This is a genomic window from Enterococcus sp. AZ079, from assembly GCF_050547255.1.
GTDB classification, from domain to species: Bacteria; Bacillota; Bacilli; order Lactobacillales; family Enterococcaceae; genus Enterococcus_D; species Enterococcus_D casseliflavus.
Window position 1 is genome coordinate 270,683 of record NZ_CP172955.1, and the last position, 12,225, is coordinate 282,907.

The 12,225-nt window shown below is 44.9% G+C and carries 9 protein-coding genes; 3 read left to right on the plus strand and 6 right to left on the minus strand.

Annotated features, from left to right (window positions below; all coding sequences use genetic code 11):
• Positions 1-53: 53 nt before the first annotated feature.
• Entirely contained in the window at positions 54-1,019 is a 966-nt protein-coding gene (locus IGJ15_RS01385) for a ribose-phosphate diphosphokinase (protein ID WP_010749060.1), read from the plus strand.
• A 78-nt stretch (positions 1,020-1,097) separates the two neighbouring features.
• Here IGJ15_RS01385 and IGJ15_RS01390 read toward each other — a convergent pair whose 3' ends face one another.
• A complete protein-coding gene (locus IGJ15_RS01390; RefSeq protein ID WP_005227844.1) occupies positions 1,098-2,117 on the minus strand; it encodes a LacI family DNA-binding transcriptional regulator in 1,020 nt (339 codons plus the stop codon).
• A 107-nt stretch (positions 2,118-2,224) separates the two neighbouring features.
• On the minus strand, positions 2,225-4,489 hold the full coding sequence (locus IGJ15_RS01395) for a glycoside hydrolase family 65 protein (RefSeq protein WP_142962452.1): 2,265 nt from the start codon (positions 4,487-4,489) through the stop codon (positions 2,225-2,227).
• A gap of 250 nt (positions 4,490-4,739) precedes the next feature.
• Here IGJ15_RS01395 and IGJ15_RS01400 point away from each other — a divergent pair, with 250 nt between their 5' ends.
• Positions 4,740-6,914 carry a PTS transporter subunit IIBC gene (locus IGJ15_RS01400; protein WP_010749062.1) on the plus strand — a complete coding sequence of 725 codons (2,175 nt, stop codon included), beginning with the start codon at positions 4,740-4,742 and terminating at the stop codon, positions 6,912-6,914.
• A 93-nt stretch (positions 6,915-7,007) separates the two neighbouring features.
• Complete coding sequence (locus IGJ15_RS01405) at positions 7,008-7,838, plus strand: endonuclease/exonuclease/phosphatase family protein (RefSeq protein ID WP_010749063.1); 831 nt, start codon at positions 7,008-7,010, stop codon at positions 7,836-7,838.
• A 56-nt stretch (positions 7,839-7,894) separates the two neighbouring features.
• Here IGJ15_RS01405 and IGJ15_RS01410 read toward each other — a convergent pair whose 3' ends face one another.
• From IGJ15_RS01410 to IGJ15_RS01425, 4 genes are all read right to left on the minus strand, one after another.
• On the minus strand, positions 7,895-8,335 hold the full coding sequence (locus IGJ15_RS01410; protein WP_005233546.1) for a hypothetical protein: 441 nt from the start codon (positions 8,333-8,335) through the stop codon (positions 7,895-7,897).
• The gene (locus IGJ15_RS01415; RefSeq protein WP_010749064.1) at positions 8,328-9,101 is read right to left on the minus strand and encodes a MurR/RpiR family transcriptional regulator; all 774 of its coding nucleotides are present in this window, start codon (positions 9,099-9,101) and stop codon (positions 8,328-8,330) included. Before IGJ15_RS01415 ends, IGJ15_RS01410 begins: the two co-directional genes overlap by 8 nt.
• 63 nt (positions 9,102-9,164) lie before the next feature.
• Positions 9,165-10,496, minus strand: coding sequence for a 6-phospho-alpha-glucosidase (locus tag IGJ15_RS01420; protein WP_010749065.1), 1,332 nt, complete (start codon positions 10,494-10,496; stop codon positions 9,165-9,167).
• Between the two features lie 13 nt (positions 10,497-10,509).
• On the minus strand, positions 10,510-12,102 hold the full coding sequence (locus IGJ15_RS01425) for an alpha-glucoside-specific PTS transporter subunit IIBC (protein WP_010749066.1): 1,593 nt from the start codon (positions 12,100-12,102) through the stop codon (positions 10,510-10,512).
• Positions 12,103-12,225: the final 123 nt, after the last annotated feature.

A 12,225-nucleotide genomic window follows, 5' to 3' on the forward strand; every position in this document is an offset into this window, starting at 1 on the left:
CAGTCACTTTGTGCTAGAATAGAAGAAAACAACCACATTCATTGGAGGCAATCATGGGCGAAAGTTATAAAGATAGTTCGTTGAAAATTTTTAGTTTAAATGGAAATTTACCATTAGCAGAAAACATTGCGAAAGTTTTCGGTACAGAACTAGGGAAGTCAAAAGTGACACAGTTTAGTGATGGAGAGATTGCCATCAATATCGAAGAAAGTGTGCGGGGCGACCATATTTATATCATTCAATCGACGAATGAACCCGTCAATGATCACTATTTAGAGCTATTGATCATGATCGATGCGATGAAACGGGCTAGTGCGAAGACCATCAATGTCGTTTTGCCTTATTATGCATATGCACGGCAAGACCGAACCGCCAACCCGCATGAGCCGATCACTGCAAAATTGATTGCCAATATGCTGGTGGAAGCAGGGGCTTCTCGAATCTTGACGCTTGATCTGCATGCCGTCCAAGTTCAAGGATTTTTCGACATCCCAGTGGATAATCTCTTTACGATCCCATTGTTTGCCCATTACTATCGCGAACAAAAAATGACGGGTGACGACTATGTCGTGGTTTCACCAAAAAACAGCGGTGTCCAACGGACCCGTAGTTTGGCAGAATATTTAGATACAGCGATCGCGATCGTCGATCAAGATGAAGCCGATGGCGGCTATGTGATCGGTGATGTCGTTGGGAAAAAATGTATTTTGGTTGATGACATTTTAAATACCGGCCATACATTGGCAAAAGCGGCAGACTTGTTGAAGGAAGCTGGTGCCAGTGAAGTGTATGCATGTGTCTCTCACGCCTTGCTTTCGCCGCCTGCTAAAGAAATTTTGGATCAATCAGCGATTGAAAGTATTTGTGTCACCGATTCTTGTTGGACCAGCGAAGAACGCCATCCAGAAAAACTGCACTACATTTCTTGTGCCGAATTGATGGGGGAAGCCGTTCGCCGTATCCACGAAAATACACCAATGAGTCCATTGTTCCGCCTGGAAAGCAAAGAGTATAAATAAAAATATGAAAAGCACCCGCTATCCTTAGGGACAGCGGGTGCTTTTGCATGTAAGGGGAAGTGGATCAGACCCAGCGGATCAGTTCAACTGGTTTCGGTTTAAGACCGTTTCTCGTTTGATCAGCTTATGTGGTACGACCAGCTGTACGCCGTTTGAATCTTCATGATTCAATTGCGCCATCAGCCGTTCGGTAGCGATTTTTCCTAAGGACAACACGTTGATATCGATACTAGTCAAATACGGATGGGTCAAAGTAGCAAAGATCGAATTGTTGAAACTGATGATGGATAAGTCGTCGGGGACTTTGTAGCCATACATCGTCGCTAATTGAATGATCCGCACAGCGAACAGATCATCGATCACGACGATGGCCGTTGCTTGGGATTCTTTGATCGTTTCTTCAAACGTGACGTAATCTTCCGCTTTTTCAAAGGTCAATGCTGGATAAAAGGGGAGATTTGCCAGCATCATGGCTTTTTGGTAGCCGAAGAAACGCTCGAAATACAGGTTTTCATGGGTCGTATTGGTAGCAAATAATATCTTCGTATGCCCTTGGGCGATCAGATGCTCGGTTGCTTGCTTGCCTAACAACTGGTTGTCATTATCGACAAAAACGATTTTGTCTTCATTGCTGTATGGTTGACCAATCAAAGTAAAAGGGACTTCTTTTTCGACCAGATAGTCGATGATGGGGTCTTTTTCATCGGAATAGACCAAGATAAAGCCATCTACTTGTTTTTGCAGGTGCATCCGTTCCACGTTTTTTAGTAATGTAGCAAAGTCACGGGCGGAGGCAACGGCAACCGTCATTTGATGATGGCGGGCCTCTTCATTGATGGCTTCGATCGTTTCTAAATAAAAGGGGTTTCCTAGTCGTTCTTTCGAATCAAGAGGCGGCAAGATCACGCCGATGGCACTGGATATCTGTTTGCCGAGATTTCGAGCCGCAAGATTGGGGACATAGCCCATTTCTGCCATTACTTTGCGCACTTTCTTCTTGGTATCTTCAGAAATGCTGGGATGATCGTTTACGACACGAGAAACCGTGGATGTAGCGACGCCAGCCTTTTTGGCGACATCTTTGACCGTAATGCTCACTGATTTCCCTCCTTTTTTAGCTTATAGTATCACAAAGTGTCGGCACAAGGGTAGAGCCAATCAAAAGAAAGAAGAAATGCAGACATTTCTTCTTTCAGAAGGCTTGTTTAGTTGATCGCTGCACTGATTTCGTCTTCTAAAACATAGTCTTTGCCATACAACTTGATTGGCAATGCCTCACCGCTGATTTTCTTCAATGTCACCGTCGAGTCATTGACGGAAACAAAGAGCAGACGTCCACGATAGTTGATGTGGAAGGCATAGCGGCTCCAAGTTTTAGGTAAGAATGGCGCAAACCCTAAGTGGTCGTGATCGGTTTTCATTTGAGCAAAACCTTGAACGATCGCTAACCAGCTGCCGGTCATAGAAGTGATGTGCAAGCCATCATCGGTATCATTGTTGTAATTGTCCAAATCAAGACGAGCAGTCCGCTCATACATTTCCAACGCTTTTTCTTCCATGCCTAATTCCGCTGCTAAAATCGCATGGATACTTGGAGAAAGGGAAGATTCATGCACTGTCATCGGCTCATAGAAATCAAAGTTCCGTTGTTTTTCTTCTTTGCTGAATTGATCGCCGAAGAAGTAGATACCTTGCAAAACATCGGCTTGCTTGATAAAGCAAGAGCGCAAGATATGATCCCACGACCAATTTTGGTTCAACGGCAAATGTTTTGGATCAAGATCGGAAACGGGCATCAAGTCTTTGTCTAAGAAGGTATCATGCTGGACGAAGACTCCAAGCTCTTGGTCTTCTGGGAAGTACATATTGTCGATGATGTCTTGCCATTTGGCTTGTTCTTCGTCAGAGATCGTGACAGTCGCTTCGTCTTTGAAGGCTTCATAGCTGGCTAAGGTATAAGCTAAGACCCAAGTAGCCATTTTATTGGTGTACCAGTTGTTATTGATATTGTTTTCGTATTCGTTTGGTCCTGTAACGCCATGGATCATGTATTTTTGCTGGCGTTTCGAATAGTGGACACGATCTGCCCAGAAACGTGAGATCGCACTTAACACTTCTAATCCTTCTTTTTTCAGGTAACTTGTATCGCCAGTATAATTCGTATAGTTGTAGATGGCATAAGCGATGGCACCATTTCGGTGGATTTCTTCGAAAGTGATCTCCCACTCATTGTGGCATTCGATCCCAGTGAAGGTCACCATTGGGTAAAGGGCACCTGCTAAGCCTTGTTTTTGCGCATTGATATGGGCCTGCGGCAATTGGTTGTGACGGTATTTCAACAAGTTACGGGTCACTTCTGGTTTTGCTAATGCCAAATATAATGGAACTGCATAGGCTTCGGTATCCCAGTAAGTCGCACCGCCATATTTTTCGCCAGTAAAGCCTTTCGGTCCAATGTTCAAGCGCTCGTCTTCGCCATAATAGGTTGAAAACAATTGGAACAGGTTGAAACGAATCCCTTGTTGCGCCGCAGCATCGCCTTCAATGATCACATCAGCTAAATCCCAGCGGGCTTTCCAAGCAGCAACTTGTTCTGCACGCAACGCATCATAATCTGCTTTGTATAAAGTGCCTAATTCGGTGACTTTTGCTGGATGATCATGAGCGGGAACATCACGACTCGTAACGATCAAGACTTCTTTGATCAATGAGAAGGTGTCACCGGCTGTTCCAGAAAAGGCAAAGGTATCAGCAACGCAAAGCTCGCTTTTCACGGAATCGATCGGTGTTTGGCTATGACGCATAGCAGAAGTGACAGTAAAGCGTTCAATGTCAAAATTATTTTCTACAGTCCGAGTGGTCAAGTAATGGAAGGTTTCGGTTTGGCCATGAGCCAATTCTTCCCAGAAACGTTCGTCGTAGTTGCTGTCTTCGTTATGGACATTGTTATCTAGTTTAGAAACGACTTTGATCTCAGCGTCGCCTTCAATGATCTCAGCGTCCATCTTAATGAGGGCAAGTTCACGTTTTACGATGCTCAAGAAGCGTTCAAAAGAGAATTTTACGGTGGCGCCTGCCAAAGTGACAGTAAAGTTGCGGCGTAAAATCCCGGTTTCCATGTCTAGTTCTAAACGGAAGTCACTTGGGCTGATTTTTGCTAAGTCGACTAATTGGTCATTGACAAATAGGTCCATTGCAATAAAGTTGACCGCGTTGATCACTTTGCCAAAATAGTCAGGGTAGCCGTTTTTCCACCAGCCGACACGGGTTTTGTCTGGGTACCAGACACCAGCGATATAAGTACCTAAGTGATGATCGCCGCTGTATTGTTCTTCAAAGTTGCCGCGCATTCCCATGTAGCCATTCCCGATACTTGTTAGCGACTCTTGCAGTCGACGATTTTCTTTATCTAAGGTAGATGTCGCGATTTTCCATGGATCGATCTCGAACAATCGTTGGATTTTTTTCATGAAAGTCCCTCCAGAATCTTTTTGATATCTCTATCATAAGCGCAAACGATTGCATCGTCAAGTGAAAGTTGTTGCGTTTAAAGAATTTCCTATTAGGAAACATCGAGAAAGAGAGATTCAGTTATATAAAGGTGAAAAGCGAATAGAATCCCTTTTGATATTTCTGGGTTTACAAAATCTTTTTTCTCCGTTAGAATGAAATCATTAAGAAACCGATTGCGTAAATCGATTCAGGGAAGGAAGAAGGAAGATGAAAAAATTATTGAGCTTCGAATTTTGGCAAAAATTCGGAAAAGCGCTAATGGTGGTTGTCGCTGTTATGCCAGCTGCTGGTTTGATGATCAGTATTGGGAAAACGATCCCAATGATCAATGCCGACTGGGCATTTTTGATCACTACAGGAGGCGTCATTGAAAACATTGGTTGGGCAATTATTGGTAACTTGCATTTATTATTTGCATTAGCTATTGGTGGTAGTTGGGCAAAAGAGCGAGCTGGTGGGGCATTTGCTGCTGGGATCGCCTTTATTTTGATCAACCGAATCACTGGTTCGATCTTTGGCGTGACGAGCGCGATGTTAACCGAAGAAGGTGCCTTTACCCATACGTTATTTGGGACGAAGATCATGATCGACGGCTTCTTTACTAGTGTATTAGAAGCACCTGCTTTGAACATGGGTGTCTTTGTTGGGATCATCGCCGGTTTTGTGGGAGCAACAGCTTACAACAAATACTATAATTTCCGCAAATTACCGGATGCGCTTTCCTTCTTTAACGGCAAACGCTTCGTACCTTTCGTAGTGATCGCCCGTTCAGTAGTCGTCGCATTAGTGTTATCGATCGTTTGGCCCTACATTCAGGCAGGCATCAACAACTTCGGTTTATGGATCGCGCAATCACAAGAAAGTGCGCCCGTTTTAGCACCGTTCTTGTTTGGAACCTTGGAGCGGCTGCTCTTACCATTCGGGCTGCATCACATGTTGACGATCCCGATCAATTACACCGAATTAGGTGGAACTTACACGATTCTTTCTGGCGCACAAGCCGGCACCCAAGTCTTTGGACAAGACCCATTATGGCTTGCTTGGGCAACGGATCTAGTGAACATGCGCAATGCTGGCGATACGTCACAATATCAATTTTTATTGGAAAACTTTGTTCCTGCCCGCTTTAAAGTTGGACAAATGATTGGTTCATCTGGGATCTTGATGGGCTTGTCTTATGCCATGTATCGCAATGTCGATGCGGACAAACGGCACAAATATACCTCTATGTATTTATCAGCTGCTATCGCTGTCTTCTTGACAGGGGTAACGGAACCGTTGGAGTTCATGTTTATGTTTGCTGCCGTACCGCTTTACATCGTTTATGCAGTCGTACAAGGGGCGGCGTTTGCGATGGCGGATATCGTCAACTTACGGGTCCACTCTTTTGGGAATATCGAGTTGTTGACCCGTACCCCAATGGCGATCAATGCCGGCTTAGGACAAGATTTGATCAACTTTGTGTTAGTGACCATCGTCTTTGGTGTTGGGATGTATTTCTTGGCCAACTTCTTGATCAAAAAATTCAACTTTGCAACACCAGGTAGAAACGGCAACTACGAAACAGAAGGAGCCAGCGATGCGCCAGCAACAGCTTCGGCGGACGGAAATTTGAACCCAGATTCGCAAGTCGTGAAAATCATTCATTTATTAGGCGGACGTGAAAATATCGCCGACGTTGATGCATGTATGACCCGTTTACGGGTCTCTGTGAAAAATCGAGAAGCGGTCGGCGATGAAAAAGCATGGAAAGCCGCAGGGGCTTTAGGCTTGATCGTAAAAGACAACGGTGTGCAAGCAGTGTATGGACCGAAAGCAGATGTCTTAAAATCAGACATTCAAGATATCTTAGATTCTGGTGTCACGATTCCCGAACCGACGGCTAGTCAAGCACCAGTAGAAACCACTACCCACCAAAGCCAAGGCGTGACAGCTGAACTAGCTGCCGTTGCCACTGGAGAAGTGATGCCGATCACCTCTGTCAAAGACCAAGTGTTTGCTGAAAAAATGATGGGTGACGGTTATGGCGTGCGTCCAGAGCAGACGACAGTTGTCGCACCAATCAGCGGGAAAGTCACCAACATCTTCCCAACGAAACATGCTATTGGCTTGCTTTCTGATGAAGGCATCGAAGTATTGGTTCACATGGGCTTAGATACCGTTGACTTAAACGGTGCCCCCTTTACGGTAGCTGTCACTGAAGGACAACAAGTGGCGGCGGGTGACAAGTTAGCGGAGATGGATCTCGCTGCAGTAAGTGCTGCTGGCAAAGACACCACCATCGTTGTAGTGTTGACCAACAGCAATCAAATCGATTCCTTTGAATTGACCCAAATCGGCAAGCAACAAGCAGCCGCAGTTGTTGGAATCGTAAAACTATAATAAAATGACAAGCGGGTCGACTCTTTTGTTGACCCGCTCTCTTTTATTTTTAAAAGGAATCGTACAAGCAAACCGAGAGAAGGAGCCTTATTCATGAAGGTATTAACATTGAACACCCATAGCTGGTTAGAAGAAAATCAGCTAGAAAAATGCAAAATGATCGCACAAGAGATTGCAACAGGCGACTATGACATCATCGCCTTGCAAGAAGTCAACCAAACGATCGCTGCTCAAGCCATCGTTCCTGATGGGCTATATTGCCCCACAGATACGCTGGTGGAAATCAAGGAGGACAATTTTGCTTTACGCCTAGTGGAAGAACTGCAACTGTTAGACTGTGATTACTACTGGTCATGGACCTACAGTCACGTAGGCTATGACATTTACCACGAAGGCAATGCCTTATTGTCCAAACAGCCCATCATTGCCAAAGAATATCTTGCTTCACAAGCCACGGATGTCTGGGATCATACCACGCGCAAAAACCTGAGCGGCGTGACTGAAGCCGATGGACAGATCGTACAAGTCGTTAGCTGTCACTTTTCTTGGTGGCAAGACGGTAAATTTGCCTACGAGTGGCAACAGACAGAAGCATTTTTAGCAGAACGGTCAGATACCTTATTGATTCTAGGAGATTTCAACAACGATGCGGCCAGTTCTGGTCATCAACTCGTCCTTGACAGCTCCTTACAGCTGCAAGACAGCTTTTTAACGGCTGCCGAAACGATCGGTGAAGCCTCTGTCGTTAAAGCCATTGATGGTTGGCAAGACAATCGAGAAGCATTGCGGATCGATTATGTTTTTGCATCCAATGACCTGCAAGCAACGGAATATGAAGTGGTTTTTGACGGAACGCGTACTCCGATCGTCAGCGATCACTTTGGAATCAAAGTAGTTTTTGCTTCAAAAACAGAGCCAAACTAGCAGAAGCGACAGCAAAAAAGCAGTGCCAATCGGCACTGCTTTTCTTTTTGGGGAAGTTAAATCGCTGATCGAACAAGGAGGAAAAAGAATAAACTCAATAAAAGAATGAATGCTAATGCCCCATAGGTAAAACTCTTTTCGCCCCAAGTTGCGTTTTCCTCCTGACTTGAAAGACTTCTTCTTGTAAAAAAGACGAGTCCTGCGCCGATGACATTCGCTGTCAGCAACTGCTGGAAGAAGATCAGGAATAAATACTGACCCAAAAGGCCCTTTTTACTCATGGAAAACCGTTGAATAAAGTACAGGCAAGCCCCTTGCAGCAAAAGGAGACTACTTAACAAGACCCCTAAAGCGGCTAACGGTTGCGAGTTGAGGTACTGGGCAAAGGTCATCCCATGGTTGAAGGCAGTCAAGGAAAGATAAAGATAGTAAGCACCGGCGATCAAAAGCCAATAACTCAGTAAAATCAATGGAAACGCCCATTTTCGTTTAGTCATGGTTGCCCTCCTGTAAAGTGAATAGTCCGTAGGAACGGATCAAATAATCAATCAAGCAGCTTAGTCCAATCAAAGACTGGCTAGGGATTTTCTTGCGACCGATTTGAAAAAAATCGCAATAATAGGTCAGGTGAAACGTTGAATGGCGAGCAAAATAATTATCTCCTGGCGCACTCAATGTCAAAACGGGAATCTGACGAATCGCAAAAGTCGTCAGATTCTCTTTGACGTTTTCTGTTTCGCCGCTCAGTGAGGCGATGATCACACAATCTTCGGCAGTGATCATCGGCATGACCATATCAAATTCCGTTTTGTTCGGCAATACGATCACTCGTTTTTCCATAGAAAGCATCATTTTGGAAAACTCCTCCAGTGCTTTCTTTTGGGAAAACCCAGTTGGGTAGCAGTAGATGGTTTTGCTGCGGTCAAACAAGCGGTTGAGGGCAGCTAAGTCTACCGTTTTTACATAGTTGAGGGTGGCGAAAATATCCTCTTGTTGCTTTTCAAAAATCGTTTTTTGTTGCGAAATCGTTGTTGCCTGTTCTTGCTGATGCCGTAGAAAATATTTGAACTCGGAATAGCCAGAAAAACCAAGTTTTTTCGTCAACCGTAAAATAGAAGACTTGGAGACGTGAACCTGCTCGGATAGCTCGACGATCCCCATAGATAGAACGGTGTCGCCGTTGGAAAGAATGTAGTTTAGAATGCCACGATCAAGTTCACTTAACTCTGATTGGTGCTGTTGAATCAAATACTGTAATTTCACAAAAACCCCTCCTTATTGATTAAGTATAGCTGAAAAGCCAGGAGGGGAGGCGAAGAACGCTGGCTAGTGTAATTCTGGCCAAAAGGCTTGATTTGCTTCAATCAATTCATCGAGTAATTCTTTGGCTACACGGGCATTTGGAACCACTTTTGAAAGAATCAGTGCTTGCCATAATTTCTGGTAAGAACCCTCTGCCCAAGCTTCCACGACTAATTTTTCTACGGCGACTTGTTGTTCCATCAATCCTTTTTGGAAGCGAGGGATCTTGCCTTGTGTGATTGGTTCTGCCCCGTTACTGCCGACGATACAAGGCACTTCCACCATTGCCTGTTCATCAAAGTTGACGATCGCTCCTTCGTTAGGCACGATCAACAGCATCCGTTCTTGCGTGTTATAAGCAATCGCTCGTGCAAGGTCCACGATGTAGCTGGCGTGTTCATCCACTTCAAGCGTGGTGTCAGTCGCTGTCTGGTTTTCTACGATGCGTTGGCATTCACCAAAGACGTGTTTTTCGCGGCCAGCCATGACTTCATTTGCCCGTGTAAAAGATGGGTTGGTGTGCGCCACTTCATCTTGAGGGAAAAAGTAATATTTCAAGTAGGTATTTGGCAAAGTGGATGGATCAACTTCGTACACTTCTTTTGCTTTGGCAAAGGTGTGCATCCAGCTGGCATCAGCATGTTGGCTCGCTTCGATTTCTTCTGGCAATGAATAGCCGTATTTTGCCACATGCGCCTGGATCTGCGGCAGCAAATCATTGCCAGCTTTGTCTCGTATATCTGTCCACCAGCCAAAGTGATTCAAGCCATAATAGCGAACGACCAATTCTTTGCGAGAAGCTAAACCGATCGCTTGCGCCATCCGTTCTTCGATTCCCACTGGCATATCACAAATATTAATGATCTTAGCATCAGGGCGCAATTTACGAGTCGCTTCTGCGACGATCGCTGCAGGATTGGAATAATTCAACATCCATGCATCAGGGGAATATTTTTCCATGTAATCGACTAACTCCAATACACCGCCGATAGAACGCATCCCATAAGCGATCCCGCCAGGACCACAAGTTTCTTGGCCGACCACACCATATTTCAAAGGGATTTTTTCATCCTTTTCGCGCATCGCATACAAGCCAACTCGGATATGCGCCATCACAAAATCGACATCCTGAAATGCGGTTTCGGGATCAGTGGTTGCTAAAAAGCTGATTTCTGGTGCGCGTTCTTTCAATAAAATATCGCAAGCTTGTGCCACTTTTTCTTGTCGTTCTTCCAAATTGTCGTAAAACTTGATTTGGCGAATCGGGAAACGATCCAAGTGTTCCAAAAGCATCAAGACGATTCCTGGGGTAAAGGTACTGCCGCCTCCGGCGATCACGATTGAAAATTTTTTCATTTTTGTTTCCTCCTTAGTCTGATACAGCTAATAATTTTTCGAATTGTTCTCTCACTTGTGGCACATCCAGACCAACGATCACTTGGAAGGCGTTGCCGTTGCGAACAACACCATGGGCACCAGCGCCTTTAAAGATGTCATCTGGCAGCACTTGGTCTTGATCTTTGACGGTGATTCTTAGGCGAGTGGCACAATTAGTGACTTTATCGATATTATCGCGTCCGCCAAACCCTTCTAAGTAGACTGCGGCTTGTTCGGTGTAGCGATTGGCACCAGCCATCACTGGCGTTCCAGTGTTGGCTTGTTTTTCTTTGTAATCTTTTTTGGTGTACAGTTTGACTTCGCTATTGTTTTCTTCCCGTCCTGGTGTGGCTAACTTAAATTTGAGGATCAAGAAGCGGAAAACAAGGAAATAAAGGGCAGTAAAGGCTAACCCGATCACCAGCTGCGTGAAGATCATACTGCGATGATTTTGAAATAGCGGAATCCAGACCTTCGCCAACAGATCGATCAAGCCGCCCCCCATATCTCCAACAACCCCGAAGGCAAACATCGTTGCCGCCATGGTCGCTGCTAAAACAGCGTGCACCGCAAAGAGGGGTGGTGAGATAAAGAGGAAGGTGAATTCCAATGGCTCAGTGATACCAGCTAAAACGGCAGTTAAAGTGGCAGGGATCAAAATCGCTAAGACCTTCTTTTTGTTCTCAGGCTTGGCTGTGAAATAAAAAGCAGCAGCGATCCCTGGTGCAGCAAAGATCTTAGAATTGCCATGTAAAGCAAAGCCCCCTTCAGGGAAAAGCTCTTTCAATGGTCTGGTGGATTGGGCAAATTCTTGTAAATGTGCCATCCAGTATTTGGAGATTCCTTCTTCGACGACAGCGGGACCAAAAACAAAGGGGGTATACACGAAATGATGGAGACCTGTGGGAATCAATATTCGCTCTAAGAAAGTATAGAGCCAGACCCCAAAGACCCCAGCACTTGCTAAAAACCCTTGCATGGACCCAATGCCAGCTTGGACTTTCGGCCAAATCAATGCGATCAAGAAAGCAACTGGTAGCATTAAAAAGAAACCGAGGATCACGACAAAGGAAGAGCCTTGGAAAATTCCGAGAAAATCAGGCAGCTTCGTATCGAAAAACTTGTTGTGAAGATAGACGACGATCGCCGAAATAAAAATTGCTCCGATAATACCAGTATCTAATGTTTTAATGCCAGCGATCATTTTCAAGCCACTCTCACCGCCGGGATCAGCTGCAAAGTTGACACCGAAGAAGCGACCAAAGTACTCGATCATGCCAGAAATAAAATAATTACAAGTAATATAGACGACAAAGGCTTCCATTGCCGCTCGCGCATTGGCTTTTTTTGCGAGACCGATCGGTAATCCAATGACAAATAATAATTCCATTTGGTTGAAGACCGTCCACGCACCGTTTTCAATGATCGTCCAAATGTTGTACCACGTAGAGCCTTCAGTGGCGATGCTCCCCACAAGCATCGGATTTTTAAAGATAATACACAGCGCGACCATGATCCCTGAAAAGGAAAACAAGAGGACCGGGGTAAACATCGCACCGCCAAACCGCTGAACTTTTTCCATCATAATTTCTTAACATCTCCTTTCAATTTTTACTACAACCCCAGTATAGAAAAGAAAGATAGCGGTTACAATAAAGCGAGGCAGCATAGGAACGTAGAAGCAAACAAAGAGAAAAAGTGGCAACTG